This window comes from Nitrospira sp., assembly GCA_024760545.1.
Lineage (GTDB): Bacteria > Nitrospirota > Nitrospiria > Nitrospirales > Nitrospiraceae > Nitrospira_D.
In genome coordinates this window covers 3,158,532-3,180,184 of the sequence record CP060501.1, presented here as the reverse complement: position 1 = coordinate 3,180,184, position 21,653 = coordinate 3,158,532, and the positions used below count along the sequence as shown (strand labels likewise).

Annotated in this window: 18 protein-coding genes; 11 read left to right on the top strand and 7 right to left on the bottom strand. The window is 55.8% G+C overall.

What is annotated here, in order from left to right:
* Positions 1-165: 165 nt before the first annotated feature.
* Positions 166-2,430, bottom strand: a complete 2,265-nt coding sequence (locus H8K03_15005) for a WD40 repeat domain-containing protein (protein ID UVT19108.1) — start codon at positions 2,428-2,430, stop codon at positions 166-168.
* A 29-nt stretch (positions 2,431-2,459) separates the two neighbouring features.
* Positions 2,460-2,978 (bottom strand): DUF4124 domain-containing protein, encoded by a 519-nt coding sequence (locus H8K03_15000; GenBank protein ID UVT19107.1) that lies wholly within the window; start codon positions 2,976-2,978, stop codon positions 2,460-2,462.
* A gap of 536 nt (positions 2,979-3,514) precedes the next feature.
* Here H8K03_15000 and H8K03_14995 point away from each other — a divergent pair.
* From H8K03_14995 to H8K03_14980, 4 genes are all read left to right on the top strand, one after another.
* Positions 3,515-3,838, top strand: coding sequence for a pyridoxamine 5'-phosphate oxidase family protein (locus H8K03_14995; GenBank protein UVT19106.1), 324 nt, complete (start codon positions 3,515-3,517; stop codon positions 3,836-3,838).
* A 446-nt stretch (positions 3,839-4,284) separates the two neighbouring features.
* Complete coding sequence (locus tag H8K03_14990) at positions 4,285-4,623, top strand: hypothetical protein (protein ID UVT19105.1); 339 nt, start codon at positions 4,285-4,287, stop codon at positions 4,621-4,623.
* On the top strand, positions 4,586-6,928 hold the full coding sequence (locus tag H8K03_14985) for a S8 family serine peptidase (GenBank protein UVT19104.1): 2,343 nt from the start codon (positions 4,586-4,588) through the stop codon (positions 6,926-6,928). Before H8K03_14990 ends, H8K03_14985 begins: the two co-directional genes overlap by 38 nt.
* Entirely contained in the window at positions 6,925-7,524 is a 600-nt protein-coding gene (locus tag H8K03_14980; GenBank protein UVT19103.1) for a JDVT-CTERM system CAAX-type protease, read from the top strand. The genes H8K03_14985 and H8K03_14980 overlap by 4 nt, the downstream gene beginning before the upstream one ends.
* A gap of 71 nt (positions 7,525-7,595) precedes the next feature.
* Here H8K03_14980 and H8K03_14975 read toward each other — a convergent pair whose 3' ends face one another.
* The 5 genes from H8K03_14975 to H8K03_14955 form a co-directional block, all read right to left on the bottom strand.
* The gene (locus H8K03_14975; GenBank protein ID UVT22496.1) at positions 7,596-8,564 is read right to left on the bottom strand and encodes a galactose oxidase; all 969 of its coding nucleotides are present in this window, start codon (positions 8,562-8,564) and stop codon (positions 7,596-7,598) included.
* Between the two features lie 159 nt (positions 8,565-8,723).
* Positions 8,724-11,027, bottom strand: coding sequence for a hypothetical protein (locus H8K03_14970; protein UVT19102.1), 2,304 nt, complete (start codon positions 11,025-11,027; stop codon positions 8,724-8,726).
* Between the two features lie 114 nt (positions 11,028-11,141).
* Positions 11,142-12,155, bottom strand: coding sequence for a hypothetical protein (locus H8K03_14965; GenBank protein UVT19101.1), 1,014 nt, complete (start codon positions 12,153-12,155; stop codon positions 11,142-11,144).
* A 475-nt stretch (positions 12,156-12,630) separates the two neighbouring features.
* Entirely contained in the window at positions 12,631-12,846 is a 216-nt protein-coding gene (locus tag H8K03_14960) for a hypothetical protein (protein UVT19100.1), read from the bottom strand.
* The gene (locus H8K03_14955) at positions 12,843-13,172 is read right to left on the bottom strand and encodes a PilZ domain-containing protein (GenBank protein UVT19099.1); all 330 of its coding nucleotides are present in this window, start codon (positions 13,170-13,172) and stop codon (positions 12,843-12,845) included. The genes H8K03_14960 and H8K03_14955 overlap by 4 nt, the downstream gene beginning before the upstream one ends.
* Positions 13,173-13,285: 113 nt before the next feature.
* Between H8K03_14955 and lnt the strand changes: the two genes are divergently transcribed.
* The 7 genes from lnt to H8K03_14920 all read left to right on the top strand — a co-directional run bounded on the left by lnt (position 13,286) and on the right by H8K03_14920 (position 21,517).
* Complete coding sequence (gene lnt, locus H8K03_14950) at positions 13,286-14,902, top strand: apolipoprotein N-acyltransferase (GenBank protein ID UVT19098.1); 1,617 nt, start codon at positions 13,286-13,288, stop codon at positions 14,900-14,902.
* A 21-nt stretch (positions 14,903-14,923) separates the two neighbouring features.
* Positions 14,924-16,070 (top strand): peptide chain release factor 2 gene (gene prfB / locus H8K03_14945; GenBank protein UVT19097.1). Its coding sequence is split into 2 segments (ribosomal slippage): positions 14,924-14,989 and positions 14,991-16,070, totalling 1,146 coding nucleotides; the frame shifts between segments, so codons are not numbered across the junction.
* A gap of 18 nt (positions 16,071-16,088) precedes the next feature.
* On the top strand, positions 16,089-17,573 hold the full coding sequence (gene lysS / locus H8K03_14940) for a lysine--tRNA ligase (GenBank protein UVT19096.1): 1,485 nt from the start codon (positions 16,089-16,091) through the stop codon (positions 17,571-17,573).
* On the top strand, positions 17,573-18,850 hold the full coding sequence (locus H8K03_14935; protein UVT19095.1) for a lipoprotein-releasing ABC transporter permease subunit: 1,278 nt from the start codon (positions 17,573-17,575) through the stop codon (positions 18,848-18,850). Before lysS ends, H8K03_14935 begins: the two co-directional genes overlap by 1 nt.
* 61 nt (positions 18,851-18,911) lie before the next feature.
* A complete protein-coding gene (locus H8K03_14930; GenBank protein ID UVT19094.1) occupies positions 18,912-19,574 on the top strand; it encodes an ABC transporter ATP-binding protein in 663 nt (220 codons plus the stop codon).
* A 179-nt stretch (positions 19,575-19,753) separates the two neighbouring features.
* Positions 19,754-20,896 (top strand): conjugal transfer protein TraF, encoded by a 1,143-nt coding sequence (gene traF / locus H8K03_14925; protein ID UVT19093.1) that lies wholly within the window; start codon positions 19,754-19,756, stop codon positions 20,894-20,896.
* Between the two features lie 51 nt (positions 20,897-20,947).
* Complete coding sequence (locus H8K03_14920; protein UVT19092.1) at positions 20,948-21,517, top strand: hypothetical protein; 570 nt, start codon at positions 20,948-20,950, stop codon at positions 21,515-21,517.
* Positions 21,518-21,653 lie beyond the last annotated feature (136 nt).

Below are 21,653 nucleotides of genomic sequence, written 5' to 3'. Positions count from 1 at the left end.
TATCCGACTACTAGGTTGGCCTACTAGAAAGAGAAATGGACCGAGAGTGCTTGGGCCGGCTTTATACGATTGGGCTACACCATGCGGCAACAACTGATCATGCAAGCATTCGGTCAATCGTCGTGCGCGACTAACCCCTCGGTATAACCGCTGGTCAAGACCCAGCTATCGGCTTATGGAAGGATCCCGCAGGTAATGGACCGGTTCCATGGTTTCCGCGGACCAGACAAGCATTTTCCGGTCGAGCGTGGAGACGAGCAAATATTTTCCATCGCTCGTCCAGTGGAGATGAGAGGGGGTTTTCACATGGAAGGTCTTCTTCTTGGCTTGAACAGAAAGATCCCACACTGACACATGTTCACCAATACGAGTGGCCGCCCATCGATACAGCGGATCGACGGCCATCGATGTCCCCAATGCCACCGTCGGTCCATTCTCGACTATTTCCGTGTCCCGTTTGGTGAAGGTATCGAGGCTCGCCATGATACCATTGCGCTTGGTATCCCAGACAGCGAGCGTGAACACCTTCTGATCACCAGGACGAATGGTCGTCGAAACAAAAGGACGTTTCCATCCAAGACCGGACCACACATCCGGGAGCCCGACCGGCTTGTCAATTTCCCTCCAGGTCCTGGTATCCCAGACGGCACGGCCGTTCCGTGATTCCGTTAAGAGAAAAGGGCTTCCATCCACCAGACTCAAACTTTCTACGACTTCTCCCTGTATCGCCCGTTTCTTGACACAACCTTTCGTATCGCAGGCCTGAGAGAAGCCGGTATGCACAAGTTCTTTCATCACTTCGCGTGTCGAGACATCCACCACAGGCACTTTCGGTTGTTCTCCCGCCACAACGAGAAGGCGATTGCCGGGTAGAAATTGCAGGGCATTGATCCGGCCTTGCCGGCTTGAATAGGATGGAAACTCCCGCCAGGTTTGAGTTTCCCATAGCCGTATTTCTCCCTTGGTGGTGCCCATCGCTAGGATCAGACCGTCGGCACTGAACGCCAACGCACTTCCGGGAGAAGCGAGAACCAGTTGACGCAAGAGCCTTCCCTGCCCTGGGTCCCATATTTTGAGCATGCCGTCATCGCCGGTGGTGGCAAGGACATTTGCGCTGGGGGAACTTGCCATCGAACGCACCGCCGACGCATGGATGAAGGCCGGTCTCGCACTTGCGGCGGAAGGCCCGCCAGAATTCACCGACGGCTCAGCCGCCACGACGTCCGGCACGACGCGCTTCGCCAACACTTTCGCTTGCGGTTGGCTGGGGTCCAGCACCAGTTCCGGGGACCTGGTCTGTACATCCCACACCGATATCTTGCCGTCTACGTCCGGATTCTGGCCTCCTTGCATTCCAACCACAATTTTCGAACCTGTCGGCGACCATCTGAGCAGCGAAACGCGCGGTCCCATGTTCCGGCAGTCGTTTCCGCAGAGATCCGGCAATAGGGAGCCGGTGCGCAGATCCCACATCTGCAACGTGGAGGGATACTCCGGTTGCCCAACCAAATAGTCTGCGTCGTCGGAAATATCGACGGCATAGAGATGGGTATGCGACCGCACACCACGTTCTTGATCGGCATAGGTGAATTCGGTCAAGGAGACCTGCTTGCCCGTGTCGGCATCGAACAGCGGATAACTCCATTCCCCATTGCCCGCCACAAGTCGATGACCGTCCCGGGAAAAGACTCGAGGCGTGATCGACCCGCGAGCTCCATCAGCGACCGTCAGCGTGGCGCGCGCACGCAGGGACGCCTCTACGGTGTCGATGAGAAGGATCGTGTTCCCGACACTCGCAGCCAGAGTTGAGCCGTTGGGTGAAAAGAGGAGATCGTGCGGCTCTCCGTCTTCAATGGTCAAGTCGCGGATCGCTGTTCCGGCAAGGTCGTGCAGATGAATGGTGTGCCCCTGTGCGATCGCCAGCATTTTCAGATCTGGCGAGGCGGCCACCGAAGGAACCTTCTTCTTGACATCCAGCGCGATATGTTTGAGCGGCACCAGCTTTTTGCCCAGCTGCCAGACAGAGACGGCATCGTTGCCGTGACGGAGAACCATCCGATCGCTCTGGTTCGAATAGGCGAGCACGCTATAAGGCTGCCGCGATTCCGCCGGAATGGTTGCCACAGAAGCTTGGGCTTTCCAATCGTAGATGACGACTTCGTTTGCCACACACATCACCCATCCGTCCTGCTTCAGTAACATCACCTGTTGGCATGAGCTGAGCGGGACTTTGGCAAGGAGCGCCTTGGACTCGAGATCCCATAAGACCAAGTCGCTCATCTGGACCAGGAGGAGACGTCCATCCTCAGAAAACGCCGTAGGAGTCTTGGAAAGATAGGCATCCGCCTGCCGGATCGGTAGAGTCATAGATAGGATGACGACCACCAGTGTGATCTTCAACCAGTCTGTCTGCCGTTCCCAACAATTCATGTTCGGTTCGCTCCAACCGAAACTGTTTTTCATCTGGCCTTTTGACCGGTGAGGTGTTTCTGTCTTGCTGGAACCTCTTTCAACTTTGCGTCTACACTCAAACCACCTTGGGCCGTCGGCACGATATCGGTAAAGTGATCAAGGTCCTGTTCGTCTTTCCAGCGATGAACCGGAGCCTTGGTGGTCACGGCGGGGCCTTCGAAGGTTTGCCAGAAACTCGTCACGGTCGCTTGATTAGGGTTCAACCCTCCCGTTGCCTGTTGGGCAAAGACTTCTTTGACCGAGGGAACAGCTACCGTTGGAGCCGGTACAAGATGTATCTGCGCTTGAGGGTGCATAGGCAAGGTCGGCCGGACCATGGCTTTCTTTGGGACGGTCGTTTGAGGTGCGGGCACCGCGCCGACAGAGGGTTTCTTTGGGGAGCCGGGAGGCGGTGTATCAGTGATGTGGAAATTCCCTAGATCATCGGTCCATTTATAGAGCTGTGCGGTTCCAAGAACCGGCCATAGGAGGACGCAACACATGGTGCTTAGAATGAAGAGTCTCATGCTATCTAGGCCCCCCGGGTCTACGGATGATGTCTCAATGGAGCAAAGTATAGCAGGTGATCCCATTTATGCCTGGACACACAGGCACGGCTGGAACTCGACCGAACTGAAAAGGAGGTCGGAGACTTAGAGTGGGAAAGGGGAAACCGGTAAGGGTGGGAGGAGCACGCACCTAACCGAGGACGATCAGGTACGGCGGAGATCTTGGGAGGACTTTAGGCTTCCCAGTACAAGCTGGTCCTGCACACCATCCTCACGCTCGACCCCCTTTTGAACCATATTCCCTCGGGGCGTTAACTCCCCCCACCAGGGTACGATAGGCTTCGAACAGAAGTGAGTCAAGAGGTATGGCAAATTGGACTTGTCGTTATTCCTCATCTGGTGATCGCCTGAGACTGATGGTATGGTGATGATGAGCTCGTTGAAGAGTCAAACTTCGTGTAACCACCTGGAACAAGATCGACATGGCAGTCGCACTCACGAGTCAGGACGTACACGAAGCATGGTCGGCGCTGGCGCAAGCCGTTTGAACCGCCGTGCTTTTGACGCTGCGGAATGGACGGCCGTTCGGATCGCATGTGCCCTATGTGTTCGGATCGGACTGGACCAGAGCGTATCTCCATCTCAGCGGTTTGGCGTTACATACGCAACATCTACTGACTGATCCTCATTTTTCACTGTTTATCGCTGAGCCGGACGGACCTGGGAAAGATCCTCTGGCGTTGAGGCGCATGAATCTCCAAGGAGAAGCGGCCCCGCTCACGTCCAAGATGCCGATGTATGACGCGATCAAAGAACAGTATCTGACAGAGTTTCCACAAGCAGCGCCCATGTTTGGTTTCGGCGATTTTTCCCTCTGAGAGTTGAAACTTGACGAAGCGCATGTTGTCCTGGGCTTCGGCCAAGCCTTTGTCTCGACCGCCGCAACGCCGACCAGGTGGGTCCATCAAAAACCGGAGCGGCCGGCTTCAACGAAAGACTGATCGTCGGAAGAGCCGCACTCGCTCGCATACGCGGCCCGATTCAACCTGACGCCCGACAACCCAGCCGATACATCACGCACCATCAAAGCTACCGTCACACGACTTGTGTACATGGCGAACAAGGCGCCGGCGCGATACTCGGCTGAACGGATCGGACAATATCTCCTTTTTGTCCCACATTAGCGGGATATATAATTACCGCCATCTCTACGACGCGTAGTCGCCTTGATCAGAGGACTCAGTGATCTTGTCCGTTTCAGGGAGAGAATTCGTTGGCTCGGTTGCCCGCTCTATCTCATCGGATAACACGATTTTTCACAATCATGATGTGTGTGTCGGCTGTCTGGTTCTTCGCATCCTGTCACGCACCGAACCGGGACGCGACCTCGACACATGCCTTTGAACCCGCGGCGACATCCCCGACACCTCGCTTCGTTCCGCATGAAGTGTTGGTCAAGTTCAAGGACGGGACTTCACCGGAAAGGATCACATCCATTCTGAAGGATAACAGGATCGCCATCATGGCTGAAATTCAACGCGGACGCCTCTATCACGTCATGATCTTGGACGATCGGTCGGTTGAATCCGCCATCGCTCAACTCGTTTCATATCAGGAGATCGAATATGCAGAGCCCAATTACCGGTACAAATCGCAGAAGTAGGGTGAAGAACATTGTGTTCTGCCGAGGCAGGACCATCCTGGGAATCGTCATAGTCGGGATCTCTTTGTCGGGACTTGTGCCGGGGGACCGTGTGGTTCATGCGGAGCAGAAACAAGCAGCTCGCCGAATGACGTCGTTATCAGGGGAAGCACGTTACCCAGTGCGATATGCACCGGGAGAGGTACTCGTCAAGTTCAGGGATGAGGTGTCCTTATCAGGCGTCATGTCTCTGAATACAGATGTAGGCGCCAAAGAAGTCAAAGTGCTGTCGGTGAATGCCAGAGTGATTCATCAGTACAAATTAGACGGTGCCATGTCGGTTGAAGAAGCGGTCTCGAAGTACCAACGTAATCCCACCGTTGAGTTTGCCGAACCGAACTACCTTTACAGGTTACAAACCATTCCCAGCGATGCGCAGTTTGGTTCGTTATGGGGCCTCCATAACACCGGTCAAACTGTGAATGGAACAGCGGGAAAGCCAGATGCCGACATCGATGCACCGGAAGCTTGGGATATCAGCACGGGAAGCCCAAACGTGATTGTCGCCGTCATTGACTCCGGTATTGCCTATGATCATCCGGACCTCGCACCCAATATGTGGACGAATCCGAGAGAGACTGCAGGAAACGGCATTGATGACGATAAAAATGGGCTGATAGATGATGTGCATGGATGGGATTTTCACATGAACGACAGTGAGCCGATGGACCCTCTCGATCTCAATCCAGGTGGCAACCCGGGGCATGGCACTCATGTCGCAGGAATCATCGCTGGAGCAGGGAACAACGGAACTGGAATCACAGGGGTTATGTGGACTGCGAGACTGATGGCTCTGAAAGCCGGAGGTGTGAACCGCTCCTTATCCACCACCGCCATTGTCAGCGCGCTCCACTATGCTGTCGAGAATGGCGCACGGGTGATCAATGCAAGCTTTGCCGGACCTGACTGTAGCCAGGCTCTCTATGATGCGCTGAGTGCCGCGAATAAGGCAGGCGTACTGTTTGTAGCAGCGGCGGGAAATGAAGAATCGGATAACGACAACGTCCCGAGCTTCCCCGCAAATTTCAGTGCTCCTTCAGTGTGCAACGGGCAACAGAAGGCCGCGCTGGCGAACGTGATCGCGGTAGCCGCGACGGACCAAAATGATCAATTGGCGAGTTTCTCTAATTTCGGATCCACTAGCGTACAGGTCGCTGCACCGGGAGTCAGCATCAACAGCACGAGGCCCACGTCGAAGATTACGAATGCCCTCCTCCATGACTTTGATTCCAACCCAACATACCTTGGGTATGTGTTCGGAGGAGTCAATAGTACCTGGGGATTCACCAATTCCGCATCATTCAGCCAACCGAACAGTCTGTCCGACAGTCCGATGGGAAACTATCAGAACAACACTGATTCCTTCGCGATCGGACCAGTATTTAGTACCGAGGGACAGCGGGGGTGCCGGTTTGACAGCCGCCTTCGCCTGGATACCGAGCAGGATATAGACGGACTTGTTGTAGAAACATCGAGAGACAGCGGGACCAGTTGGCAGCCCATTCGTGGGGACACAGAAAACAGCAACGGCCAATTTGTACCTTTCACCTGGGGGGACATCGCGGATGGTGCGGCTGGATCACGCTTTCGCTTTCGATTCATATCAGATGAACGTCAGGTCTTCGACGGTGTGTATGTAGACGATGTCCGTGTTGCCTGTGTTGCGGGTCCGCCGTCGGAAACGATGGACTACCAGTTTCTTCTGGGTACTTCGATGGCCACTCCCCATGTGACGGGACTCGCGGGCTTGCTGCTCTCGGTCAATCCCAATCTCACCGTATCCCAACTCAGGAACGCAATCCTGAACACAGTGGATCGGAAGGCTTCTTTGAGAGGGAAGGTGTCGAGCGGTGGGCGCATCAATGCCCGGGCCGCGTTGGCCAGCGTTGTGATGAATTTCACCGTCGCCGTCAGTAAGGCAGGTGCCGGCAACGGTACGGTGAGGTCCAACACGTCCGGAATTGACTGCGGAGCGACATGCGATGGACAGTTTCCCCAAGGTAGTACCGTAAACCTCACCGCAGCACCGGATCCCGGGTCTGCCTTTGCAGGATGGAGTGGAGATTGTAGCGGATCTGATCCCTGCTCGCTCACCCGAAACGCAACTGTCACCGCAACCTTCAACATCGCGTCTCCTCCGCCGGTTCCCAGCGATAGCGTCGGAGGCGGCTGCACGCTCGCCCCTGGGGCAACTGGAGACATGTTGCTCCCTGCCATGCTGCTGATGTCTCTGATTCTCTTGTTGCGGAGAGTAAGACGCCGATGAGACTGAGTTTCGGAACGCGAGGAGTGCCGTCACAGCGGAAGCCGGACCTCGACCCAATGGTTGGTGTCCAAGGCGTTTCCTCTGGTGAATCCCATCTACGAAGCCGCTCAGCGCAAATTATGACATTACTGGGCCTTCAATACGATCGACCCTTTTATCGGGATCCTGTATTTCTCCTCTTGGTAATCTTTGGCCCGATCGCATGGCTTTCCATGATCGAGTTCTTTACAGTTCAACCACTGCCTCGGCAGGCCATATGGGTACCGGCTTTTCTTTCCGTCGTTCTATGGCAACCACTGTTCGAGGAGTTGTTGTTCCGTGGCATCATTCAGGGGTATTTTCTGCAATCCATAGCGAGGCAGAAGACATGGATTGGTCTATCCACCTCAAATCTTCTATCATCTCTCTTGTTCACATGTGCTCATCTGGCCAGTCATTCTCTCTTCTGGTCGCTTCTCGTATTCGTTCCTTCGCTCTGTTTCGGTTTCGTACGTGATCGCTTTGGATCCGTGTATCCCTCCATCGCTCTGCATGTCTTCTATAATGCCGGGTATTTTTTTCTCATCGGTGGCGCCACTCTTTCAAACTCCTTTTAGGATGCTCACCTTGGGACTGCGCTTGCGCTGCAGATGACGGAGGGCTCGCTTGGAAGCCTATGGCCTAAGACTCACTCAGCCATCGATTGGCTTACCGACGGTGGCACGAACACTTCGTTCAGATCGCTGAAGGAGCCGCCCGGCGTCGGACCGCCGCTGATGACGTGAATGCGTCCTTCTGCCACTGCCGACCCGAGGCCGTGTCGCCCCGTCGGCATTGAGGCCATCGTCTGCCATTTGTTGCGCACTGAATCGTAGGCCTCGTTCTCATGGAAGGTCCCCTCCGTCCCTTCCCCGCCGAAGACGTAGATTCTCGCATCAATCACGGCGGCCGTAATGCCGCTACGCGCAGTCGGGAGGTCCGAGACGCGGGTCCAGCGATCAGTAGCCGGATCGTACATTTCGGTTACGGCAAGGTTCCGAGCATAGTCACCATTCAATCGTCCACCGATTGCATAAATCTTTCCGGCCACGGTCGCTGTAGCGAGATGATCACGAGGTGTCGGGAGAGAGGCGACCGTTGACCAGGCGTTGCGCACGGGATCGTACACTTCGACCGCCGCGCTGTTCGCCTTCCGATCGTATCCGCCGATGGCATACAGCTTTCCCTCGTACTCTGCGACAGACAATGCGCCTCGCGCGGTGGGCATGGAAGCGCGCTCAATCCAAGTGTCCGTAGCCGGGTCGTAGACGTATACCGTCGCTGCCGGGTTCCAGACGCTTAAGCCAGACCTACTGTACCCGCCGATAACATATAATCGTCCACCGACAACCCCGATCCCGACATGGTGTAAGCCGACCGGCATAGAGGCTTTAGAGGTCCATCGATCTGTCACGGGATCATAGACTTCGACCGATGGCGTAATCGCGAAATTCATCACATTGCCCAAGCTCGGCTTTTCAAACCCACCGACGGCGTAGATCTTCCCGTCCAACACCGCGACGGCCACCTCTGTCCGTCTTGTCGGCATCGGCGCAGCTGTGCGCCACGTTCCCCGATCCGCCTCGGCCAGTACCGAAGGAACGGAGACAGACAACATGATCAGGAGAAGCCCAGCGAGCAACGACGTGGATTTTAGAATCGGCTTCGAGGAGAACCAGCCCCGCTGCGATGACAATCTGCTGTCGTATGGCATAACTCCATTCTATACCTGATTAAAATAAGGAGCAGCTTCAGTAAAACCCGAGAAATGCCAGGCCTAACTTCCGACTCTCAATTCCAGCTCGTCGCTGTTGCTGGGAATCCATTCGGTCTCCCGTTGTAAGTTGTTGCTGAAGCGCGTCTTGATGCGATACTCGAATCGCGACGTGCCGCCGTCCACATAGTCATACTCAAAATGTCCACGGTCGTCCGGCGATCGGAACGTGAACGTGTCCGCGTAGCTCAACCCGTTACTCGAATCCTCATAGCGCATATCGATCGTCAGGTCCTTCACTTGCTGAGCCAAAAAATCCACATGCTCCGGGCGCAGCATGATGACCCGATGGCCTTTCATATCTCCCCGTATGACAATGCGTTTCTCCAGTGTGTAGGAAGTGGGTACTTGGGACACCGTGCCATCCTTGCTGATTACCGTCACGTTGTAGCCCACAATGCGCTTGTCCGGGTTCTCCATGGACACCATGAATTTCTGGACGTGTTTATTTGTTTCACTGAATTCGAAGGAGGCTTGTTCAAATATCTCATTGGGTTCATCCTGATAAGCCACGTCGACGAACACACGGTCCACCTTGACCCAGTCAAGCGCCGGGACAATTTCCAGTGTTCGCTTATTGGGATGGGGGTCTCGTAGCGTGATCTGCTCAGCATTGGAGTCCTCCCACGACATCTCGACATCTTTGTGGGTTCCGGATCGATAGATCACTTTGTAGCGATACCGCGTCTGTTCCGGGTTCAGCACAAAGAACTTCCAAATGGCGATCGAGGCACCCTGACTCAACACATAGGTGTCGCCGATCTTGATACCGTTGATTGGATCGCTGTATTGAAGTTGCACCTCGATTTGCGTGTACCGTTCCCATGGAAACGCAAGCGCAATAATGGGCACCTGAACGATGGCATAAAGCTCACGTGGATCGATTTCGATGGTTTCGACGGTGATTGTCTTACGTGGAGACTCAAGCTTGGCGGGCCGTTCGGTGGCGTCTACTCCTTTAAAGTTCACCGTGTAATGAGCGGTGACTGGCCATCTCATGACGCCGCCATCGAGGATACTGGGCCACTCGCACACCTTCCTATCAGTAGCGCCATCGAGCACCAAATTCTTGGTCTCATGTCCGTACCTTAGATTGACATTTACTGATCGGATCGAATCTTCGGCATACTCAGCCCGAGAGATGGCAGTGACCTTGCGCTTTCCGAACCAAGGATCGTGCGCGTCAACGGAGCTGATGAATCGCTCCAGATCCAACCCCTGCTCCTCGATCACTCGAAACAGCCCGGCCAAATGTCCTTGAGGATAGATGCTCCGCTTAACCGTCGTCCGCTCGTTCATCCTGACGTTGAGCCGCTTCTGATCGATTCGGCTTAGGTCGGCCTTGCCGTAGCTGAACCACGCATTCTCCAAGGTGCCGTGCGCATGAAGAAGCTGGATGATGCGCGTGGCCGTACCGGAACTACGGAAATCGTCGCGTGTCATGAGGTCGAGACTTGGCTCGAAGAATGTCTCCGTGACCATATCCTGAATCTCGGCCACGGCTCGATCTCGGCAAGAGATCAGTCCGCTCGTATCGTCCCCTTCAGGAACGAAGCTATCCACGTCAATACGAATGACTTGTTCCTCGATGAGCTTGTCGACAATCTTGTCTATGCCCGACTGAGTGATGTGCGGATTTCCCACCTTGAAATACTCTTCCAGGTGAGCCTGCACCCGATTCCAATTCACGTCGACCCGTACAGAATAGGCGGGCCGCAGGCCCAAGAAGTCGAGCGAGTACACAATCCCGACCGGAGACATTTCTCCCTGAAGAGCCTTTTCCAAGATCGCAACCCCGTCCACTGAGAGCTGGACCGAAAAGGTCGCCTCGTTCTTTCCAAACAAGGCCGGCTTCGCATTGTGATTGGCCTTCAGAACAAGACGCGACGATGGGGCGGCGGAGCCTGAAGGCAATGTGCCAGGCGATCCCGACTGCGATGTCCCGGCCATCAGGTCGAACAACATCAGTTTCACAGAACCGTCGACCAAGGAAACGGGTGAGAGGCGCGGCAGCCCCTTCAAGTCTTCGATTTTCATCAGTTCCCGGCGAATCTCGCCAAGGACGTCTGCCTCTTCCTCAGGGTTTTTGCACAGCCCCAACTGGACGTCAAAATTCAGTAGACCGCCGTTTCCTGCCGCCCCGCAAAATTTTATGAGTTGGACGTGAGGCAGCACGCCGCCGGCACCATCCGACATGCCCACCGGCAAGGGCACGCCAGATTGGTAATACCAGTGCATCCGGTCTTCGTGGTCACGAAAGAGTGAGACGCCGTTGATGAGATGAAATGGCGGATTGAGATAGAGCATCCCCGGCTCCTTCCTCCCGTTCACGGAGAGGGACAACGACATCCCTTCCCCAACAGATCTTGATCATGATGACCTATCAGTGGCCTGAACGCCGGTCATTCTCGAACTCGTACATCAGAATGACGGACCTCCTACTGCTTGAATGGGCAATGGTGTGCGCTCGACACCTTTGCGGCGAGTGTCTGACAGTCCATCTCCATCTTGCTCGGCCATGATTCGTCTCAATTGGGGATCGGCGGGTTTATCCAACGTGGTTTCGTACATGGGGTTCACGGCGCGGATGTGTGTGTTCCCTTGAGCTCGAGGAAACCATGCCGACACATCGGTCGTGATGTCGAAAGGGAGTTCCATGTTCAACGTTTTCGATATCATGACAGCAAAGCGGAGCACCTCCGGGTCCGCCACCGTGGCCTGTCTCTGCACCAACCACCCAAGCGCTTTTGCCGCAGCCATGCGAACCTCTTCTTCAACCACATTCTCAATGCTGGTTGGCATACCCCGCGGCGAGTGTCGAGTACGCGTAAATTGTCCCGAGGCAAGCGCTCGATCCACGAGCGCACGGGCCTCGGCCACGGTTGAGGAAGGACGCAGCGCACGAACCTCGTCACGAGCATCACCGGAAATAGAGGCCGAGAGCGGCAAGGGGCTTGTGAAACAACCTCGATACTTCACCGTGAGAAGATAGGGGGATCCATGAAGGGCGCGGATCACCGAAGCCTTGGCCACGGCGTTCAGTCGCACATTGAAGATCGCCATGAACGGAGGAAACCCGGATGTGGCAACCGACTGCAGGAGTTCGGACCGGCCATTCTCACACGTGACGACAAGGTCGGCACTACGCATCGTGATCGGACTGTGAATGAGTCGGATCGTTGACAAAGTCAAACGGCGAGTGGAAAATTCATCGACAATGTCACGCCGGAACGCATCAAGCGTCTTTTCCTCGGGACCCCACTGAGCGCCGAGCTTCAGAATTGCCGTATCCCCAAGAGCCAATAGGCTCAAGGTCGGCTTACCCTGTGGGTCTCGCTCCGGACTTGGCTCACCGGGAACATGATAAAAGGTGTCCGGACTGTCCGAATCTTCATAACCGAACAGGCCTTGGAACATGAAACTCGGGTGGTTCATAGACCATCTCCTGACGTAGTAACCGTCAACGCCTCACAAGGCGAGCGAAACGCGGCTTGCGAATCGAATCATCTGAACGGCTACGTGTTTCCTTGTAAGCACTTTACGTGCCTAACTTATTCTGAATGCCGTGCGCCATTCTGATTCTCCCCAAAGACGTCTCTAAGACCTTAAGATTTGAGCCGTCTACTCGTGGCGGGCATGCGCGATGGAATCCTCAGCTTCTCTTCTTTGGTATCTAAGTAGATACACTGGAGGACAAAAGAGATACATCGTTCACGAGACCGATGGAGTGGGCCTGTTAATGCACAGGAGCAGAATTTCGCAGCACCGACGCGGTGGCGATCCAATTCGTTCCATGTCGATGCAGGCAGGCAATGCCGAGCACATGCACTCAGGCGCGGTTAGTATTCGAGTTCCGAGAGGACGGCGGTTGATTTCCGGATGGGGAAGGCCGATCCCTAACTCTGGTAGGTTACTTGCCCTTGGTTCGACAGAGCAGACCGACGGAGCTGCCCAGCGTGAGACCACCGAAGAAGGTCAGGCCGAGGATGATGCCGAACAAAGACGGCGTGTGTCGCGCTTGCCGGCGGACATGGCGACCGGCCTGCGAGCCAACGGTCGCTTCACCACCAATCCAGGTGCACTGGTCGTCACTCTGTGTCTCAGTGCGAGTGTCCACAGGTTTCATGGGGTTCTCCCTTCATCAAGCGCGATACATTCCTCGATGAGCTGCTCCAATTCATCCAACTCTTGCTGCGGCATTTCGAGAAATCTGACGCCGAACGTCCGATCCAGGCTCCATTGGACCTGCGCTTGCTCGATCACGATCGGGGTATCATCTCCCGGGAGAATGAGCTTCACGGCTATCTGACTTCCGGGCTGGACCACGAGAGAGCTTTCGATCCGGGCGCCACCCAGTGAAAGATCCATGGTCTCCCCCTCGACTTCATGAGAGTTGGCCTTAATCAAGCTTTTGACCTGTGCGGAAACCCGACGGTGACGACGCCGTTCCATAGAAAGTCAGCATACCCGTTTCGGCCACAAAAAGCACGTGGAACCCTTCCAAGTCCCTGATTGTTCGAGTGTTCTCTTGCAAGTCGTCGAATCTTTTCGTAAGGTACGGCACGATGGATGGGTCTCGTCCGCGCCAGATACTCTTCGCCTGCACGAGCGGACTGCTGTTGCCTCTTTGTTTTCCAAAATTCGACCTGGGATTGCTGGCCTGGGTCGCTCTGATTCCTCTTCATCTCGCGCTCGATCAATGTTCCAGGCAACGGGCTTTTTGGATCGGTTGGCTGAGCGGGATCGTCGGATTCACCGGGATCATGGCCTGGGTGGTCACGGCCATGACGACCTATGGCAAGGTGCCCGAGCTCGTCAGCTACGCGATTCTGTTGCTTCTCACCACCTATCTCGGACTCTACGTCGCACTCTATTGCCTGGCCGTGGTCTGGCTGCGTGAACTGATTCCACGCTACGGCATATTCTTTGCGCCCTGCTTCTGGGTGGCACTCGAATTGTTCCGCACCCATCTTCTGTCTGGCATTCCCTGGTGTCTCCTGGGTTATTCGCAATACCAAGAGCTGGCATTGATCCAGGTGGCAGACCATACAGGCGTGTACGGAATTTCCTTTCTGATCGTGCTGGTAAATTTGTCCTTAGCGGAACTTCTTTTGTGGATCATGCCGTTTTTCCGCGGATTTCACCCAGCCAAGCTTCCGTGGGAGTTACTCACCACCGCGGCCGCATGTATGGTGCTCTCATGGGTCTACAGTTCGGCGGTCTTGAGCGACAGAGACCTAAAACAACCGAAACCTTCGATTATCGTGGGGGTGGTCCAACCGAATATCGATCAAGCGGTGAAATGGGATGCGGCATATCGCGACGAAACGATGCGGCGATTGGACCGCCTGACAGCCCAACTGGGCGCCAATACGGACTTGGTTGTGTGGCCCGAAGCCGCGACCCCGTTCATCTTGGAGCGGGAAAAAGAGTATCAGTTGCAATTGATCGATTGGGCTCAACGTGCACAGGCGCCGATTCTCCTCGGCAGTCCAGCCTTGAGATTCTACCCCGATCGCCGCCCCTATCTCTTGAACAGCGCCTATCTGCTGGGAAGGGACGGCACGGTGCTCGGCCGTTATGATAAACACCATCTCGTGCCGTTCGGAGAATACATTCCTCTCAAATCGTCGCTGCTGTTCTTTCTCGACAAACTTGTGGAGGGGATCGGAGATTTTGAAGCGGGCCCGGGACCGACGACTCTTTCGTTCACCCCTAAGTCATGGAGCAAAGACAGTCCGCTCGGCGCCAGATCCGTCAAGTTTGGGGTGGCCATCTGTTACGAAGTGATTTTCCCGGATTTGGTCCGTCAGTTCGCCGCAAATGGCGCGGAGTTTCTGGTCACGATCACGAATGACGGATGGTTTGGGCCTTCCTCAGCCCCCGCGCAACACTTCGCCATGGTCGTCTTTCGCTCGGTGGAAAACCACTTGGCCTTCGCGCGCTCCGCCAACACGGGGATTTCCGGGTTCGTCGATCCATTCGGGCAAATCATCCAGGCCACCCCCCTATTCACGGAAGAGGCGTCGTACGCAGCCATCCCGACCCGGCAAGCCCCCACGTTTTACAGCTATTACGGCGATGTGTTTGCCCATGCCTGTGTTATAATCTGCGCGCTTTTGTGTCTGTTCGGGTATTTCCGCACGAAGGAACCAGCCCTGACGGCGATCACACCGGCGTGACCGAAGAAGGAGGATCACGGTATGTTGGAAGACGTGAAAGTTCGTGTGCGCGCCCTTTCTGAACAGGTCTCTGAATTACGGGGGCATCTTTGACTTCGCTCATATGACCGCCGACCTGCAAGAACTTGAAGCACAAATGGGCCAGCCCGATTTCTGGAGCAATGCCCGCGCCGCCACGGTGGTCAGCCGAAAAAAGGCAACCATCGAGCGTGAACTTCAACAGTGGCAAGAAATCGAGGCTAAAATGGGCGATTTGGGGGCTCTGCTGGAGCTCGCCCATGAGAGTGACGATGCGAGTCTGGAGGCAGAACTCGCCGTTGAACTGAGACAATTGGAACCGCGCCTGGCGACGTTGCGTGTCGAGCTCCTTCTATCAGGCGAACTGGACCCCAATAATGCCATCGTGGCGATTCATCCCGGCGCCGGCGGCACGGAATCCCAAGATTGGGCACAGATGCTCCTCCGCATGTATGTGCGGTGGGCGGAACACAAGAAGTTCAAGGTGGAAACGTTGGACCTATTGCCCGGCGACGAAGCCGGCATCAAGAGCGTGACGGTCTCGATCACGGGACCCTATGCTTATGGGTATCTGAAGGCTGAAGCCGGGGTCCATCGGTTGGTGCGCATTTCCCCATTCGACTCCAACAAGCGGCGGCACACCTCATTCGCGTCCGTCTTCGTCTATCCGGAGCTGAGTGAGGATATCGACGTCGTGGTCGAAGAGAAGGATCTCCGGATCGATACCTTTCGCTCGGGAGGAGCCGGAGGACAGAACGTCAACAAGGTGGAAACCGCCATTCGCATTACTCACTTACCGTCCGGCATCGTCGTTCAATGCCAGAATGAGCGCTCTCAGCTCCAAAATCGAAACGGAGCGATGAAGATCTTGAAATCGCGCCTCTTCGAATTGGAACAAAAGAAAAAAGAGGCGGAGTTCAACGCGATCGTCGGCGAAAAGAAGGACATCGCGTGGGGAAGCCAAATCCGTTCATATGTGTTCCAGCCCTACCAGATGGTCAAGGATCACCGGACAGGGCATCAGAGCGGCAATGTATCGTCCGTCATGGACGGCGACCTCGACGGATTCATCGAGGCCTATTTGAAGAAGAAGCTCGGGAAAGGAAGCGATCAACTTGCACCGGTGGGTGGTCCCGAGGATGATCTCTAGCAACCCTGTGACGACGCCATGGATGAACTGAACGAACAGCGGCAACAGCGGATCAAGAAACTCGAACTCTTGCGAGAGGCCGGTGTCCCACCCTACGGCAGCCGCTTCGAGGTCAAAGACCGTGCCGGAGCATTGCTTAGAATGCACGGTGAAAAGACCAAGGAGACGTTGGAGCAGGAAAAGATCTCTTGTACTTTTGCGGGACGGATCGTCGCGTTGCGGCGTTTTGGGAAGGCCGGGTTTGCGGTCTTACAAGACGGTTCCGATCGTCTCCAAGTCTACCTCAAGAAAGATCTCCTCTCGCAACAAGCGTATACAGTCGTCGAGCAGCTCGATCTCGGAGACTGGATCGGCGTCACGGGAAAGCTCTTCCGCACGAAGACGAATGAATTCACGGTCGAGGTTCATAGCCTGACGTTTCTCAGCAAAGCCCTCCGTCCGCTCCCGGAAAAGTGGCACGGCCTCACAGATGTCGAAACACGGTATCGGCAGCGCTACGTCGATCTGATCGCCAATCCCCAGGTGCACCAGATCTTTTCGACCAGGAGCCGCATCATCGCCGGTATCCGAGCGTTTCTCATTGAACGAGGATTTCTCGAGGTCGAGACTCCGATGATGCATCCGATTCCCGGTGGCGCAGCCGCCAAGCCTTTCGTCACGCACCATAATGCGCTCGGCGTGGATCTCTACTTGCGTATCGCGCCGGAGCTGTATTTGAAACGCCTGATCGTCGGCGGGTTTCCACGCGTGTTCGAGATCAACCGAAACTTCCGGAACGAAGGCATCTCGACCATACATAATCCCGAGTTCACGATGCTGGAGTTCTACGTTTCATACGCGGATTATCAAGATTTGATCGCGCTCACGGAAGAACTAGTCTCGAGCTTGGCCAAACAGATCTTGGGTCACACCGTCATGCAATACCAAGGGAAAGAGATTGTGCTTACCCCCCCTTGGCGACGATGGTCCTATCACCAAGCCATTCTCGAGGTGAATGGCCTCGAGCCATCGGCGCTGCGGGATCGCGAGCAGGCACTGGCGGCGGCTAAGCGGCTTCATGTGCCGGTGGACCCCAAGGCGTCCCTATTCACCATTGTGAATGAAATCTTCGAAGAGACCGTCGAACCCAACCTCCAACAGCCGACCTTCATCACGGACTATCCGATCGAAATCTCTCCGCTCGCACGACGCAAAGATTCTGACCCGACCCTGACGGACCGCTTCGAGCTCTACATCGCCGGGCGGGAAATCGCAAATGCCTTTTCCGAGTTGAATGATCCGCTGGATCAACGCGAACGGTTCGAAGGCCAGGCTGCACAGCATGAGGCGGGCGATGAAGAAGCCCATCTCGTCGACGAAGACTTCCTTCGCGCCCTCGAGTTCGGGATGCCGCCTACCGCCGGAGAAGGAATCGGGATCGACCGATTGATCATGTTGTTCACGGATCAAGCTTCCATCCGGGATGTGGTCCTCTTCCCCCAGCTTAGACCAGAGAAATCATAGTGGCGCTTCCCTATGAAATCTTCGTCGGACTCCGTTACTTGCGCGCGAAGCGTCGTAACCGGACGATCTCGCTGAACACCTTCGTGTCGATCGCCGGCATCACGCTGGGTGTAGCGGCGCTGATCGGTACGGTCGGCATCATGACCGGCTTCCGGGAGGATATTCAGAGCAAGATTCTCGGCACGACCGCTCACATCATCGTCCAAGAGCGCATGAAAGAGAACATGACCGACTATGATCACTTGATCGACAAGATTCGGCCGGTGCCCGACGTGGTGGCGGCCACGCCTTTTGTGCTTCGTCAAGTGCTGCTGACCACTCAATCCGGCGTGCAGGGAATCGTCCTGCGGGGGATCGATCCGAAACGAGAGGCCAATGTCACCGAGCTTTCGAAGAACATCACGAGTGGACATCTGTTCGATCTGCTCACACCGGCGAAAGTCACCCAGGCTCCGATCGATGACCCTCAGGGCACCCCACGGGTCGTCGAAAAGCCTGGTATTATTCTCGGCAAAGAATTGGCGCTCAGGCTGGGCGTATTCGTCGGCGATACGGTCAACGTGGTTTCTCCCGTCGGCCCTGTGAGTGCGATGGGCATGGTGCCAAAAATCCGAACGTTCGCCGTGGTGGCCCTGTTCCACTCCGGGATGTACGAATACGACTCCTCGCTGGCGTATATCGAACTCGGCGAGGCGCAGAAGTTTTTCAGCATGGAAGCGGGCGTGTCGGGGATTGAAGTCAAGGTGACGGATGTGTTCCGCGCCGGGGAGATCGCCCGCAGTATCGAGCAGGAGCTGGGATTCAGTCACGGGGCCAGAGATTGGATGCAGATGAACCGCAACCTCTTCTCGGCGCTGAAGCTGGAGAAGACGATGATGTTTCTGCTTCTCGTCCTGATCACGATCGTGGCCTCGTTCAACATTGTCAGCACCCTCACGATGATTGTCACGGAGAAGCAGAAGGAGATCGCGATTCTCAAGGCGATGGGCGCGACAAAGCGCAGCATCCGACGCATTTTCATGCTGAACGGGTTGATCATCGGATTTGCCGGGACCGGCATCGGGATTCCCCTGGGCTATGCGTTTCTCTGGCTGATTCAAACGTTTTGGACGTTCGACCCAACCGTGTACTATATCTCGACCATTCCGGTTCACGTGCTGGCCGAGGATGTGTTACTCGTGGCCGGTTCCGCCATCCTGATCAGTTTTGTGGCGACCGTGTACCCGGCTAATCAGGCGGCCAAGCTCGAGCCGGTCGCCGCGCTGCGTTACGAATGAACGTCATTCGTCACGCACGGCGTCGACGGTGACAGAGAGCGAAACTCTCGACGATTGTCGTATGATTAAAGTCGTCAATCTTAACAAATCCTTCTCGATGGGATCCTACGAACTGCCCGTCCTCAAGGGAATCAATCTTGAGATTCAGCGCGGCGAATTGGTGGCCATTGTCGGAGCCTCTGGAGCCGGCAAAAGCACCCTCCTGCATATTATCGGAACCCTCGACAAACCGAGCAGCGGAACCGTCACATTCGATGGACAGGACCTGTTCCGAATGACGGAGGCGCAACAGGCTGAATTCCGCAATCGGCGGATAGGGTTTGTATTTCAGTTTCATCACCTGCTCGCCGAGTTCACCGCGTTGGAGAATGCCTGCATGCCGGCGCTCGTCCAACGACGGGAACCCACATCCGTCACAGCCGACGCCACGACCCTCCTCACGGAAGTCGGATTAGGGCATCGCCTTCATCATAAACCCGGAGAACTGTCCGGCGGGGAACAGCAACGGGTCGCCATGGCACGCGCCCTGATGCAGAATCCGGACTTGGTCCTGGCCGATGAGCCGACCGGCAACCTCGACACACACAGCGGGGAAGGGTTGTTCGAGTTGATGCGCAACTTGAAAACAACACGCGGAACCACGTTCGTGATCGTGACGCATAACGATAAACTCTCCGCCCAGTCCGACCGTATCATCCACATGCAGGACGGACAAATCGTCTGAGCTGATCGTCTCCCGAGACCGCAGCTCTGTCTCCCACCGTCTCGATTCCGGAAGTTTTTGAACATGCGCTCCGTCTTTTCATCGCTCACAACCGCGGCCGGATAGACCATGCGAATCCTTGACGAACAATGATTCCTTCTCTAGACTCGCATGGTTGCGCATCCGCGCGAGGACATGACATGCGCTGCTTGCCATCAATTCGCTTAGCCGTTTTGCTGATCGCCGCCACCTTGCCGTCCCATGTATCGGCAGCGGAGTTCGTCATCGCGGGGCCACGCGCTATGGGCATGGGTGGAGCCGGCGTCGCCGTCACGACGAACGCGCTCGCGACCTATTGGAACCCCGCCGGGTTGGCGATGACCCAAACCGTAGACATCCGTGTCCAGGGGGGAGGGATGGCATTCGATCGACTCGGCCTGGGCGATGCGCTTCATGACCTGGAGAACTTCGATACGGGCGATACCACGCCGGGTAATTTGTCGAGGGCTCAGAGCATCGCCGATCGCATCAATCGGTCAGGTGCGGCGATCTCGGTCAACGGGTCCGCCGGACTCTATGTGAAGGGACACCTTGGCGAACATGCGTTTGGATTCAACGTGTCCGACGTCGCAACCGGTGGCGGATTTGTCTCGACACCGGTCCAGGCGACCCAATCGGGGCCCGGCGCGCCCATCACCGTGGCGGGCCAGATGGCGCTTCGCGGGCTCGAAGCCAGACAGTTGGCCTTTTCCTATGCCTATGCCTTTTCCGATAAGACCTTTTCAATCGGGATGACCGTAAAGGTTATCCAAGGCGCCGCGTACCGTGGTTCGACCGACCTTCAAGGCGGGAGCGGTGTCAGCACCACCGATCACTTCGGCAAACCGAACATCTCAACGACCTACGGAATTGACATCGGAGCCATCTATCGCCCATCCTCGTGGATCAGGTTTGGGATCGTCGCGAAGGACATCAACAAACCGACCTTCGATGCCGCAGAGGGCGGGGAATTAAAATTGGAACCACAGGTTCGCGCCGGCGTCGCGATCAATCCGTACTCCACGCTGACATTGACGGCCGATGTGGATGCGACTTCGAATAAGACGTTCGTCCCGGGAGTGAAAAGCCAGCTCCTGAGCTTGGGGCTCGAACAAACGATCTTGTCCGAGTTTCTGTCATTTAGAATCGGCACGTTCAAGAACATGCAGGATGCATCCACGCCCTTCGTTCCTACAGCGGGACTAGGGGTGCGATGGTTCTCATTCCGGGCGGACGCCGGAGGTGGGTACGACTTCCGTGAAAAGGGCGCCCTAGTTTCCGCCTCTGTTTCATTCACATTCTAATGGTATACTAAACCAATGCTGTCTCGAACATGTGTACGTCTGGCATCCGTAATGGCTCTGGCCTTGATGCTTGCAGGTTGTGGCGGCTTGCAGGAAGTGTGGGAAGGCCCCGGCGCCAGAGTCTTTCGACCGCAGAGCATCGCCGTGTTGCCGCCGATGGCGAGCCAATACGACAGCGCACGCGAGGATATTCAGGATGTCTTGGCCGGAGCGCTCAATCGTCAGGGGACCATCGAGAAGGTCATGTCGCCGGAAAACGTGACGGATATTTTTCAGGCCTCAAAAGAGGCGTTCGATTCACTGGTGTTTTATTTCTCCCGCCTCGAGATGACCGGTCAATCCGATAAGGATTCGGCCATCAAGCTCGGTAAAGCGCTCAACGTCGATTCCTTCCTGGTGGTCCGGGTCAATTCCTGGGAATACGTGCGGAAGGAAGGAGATAACGTCGGACGAGTGGGGTTGAGCCTGCGGCTGATCGATGCGGCGACCGGCACGACGGTCTGGAAAGCGCGCCATGAACGGTCCAACAGCTACATGTTCATCAAACCGAGCCTCAAGGACATCGCCAAAGAACTCGCCGACGAGATGATCAAGTACATGCCCCCGCAGACCAAGCGCTGATCACAGCCGCTCCTCTCCCCGCTCAGATGTGGCCGTATGTCTCAAGCATCTTGGCCCCCTTGCTGATTCACCATGCGTCATGAGCAAGTCGGAGTGTGATGGTTCCTTTTCATCCTTTAAGGTTTCTGCTGACCCA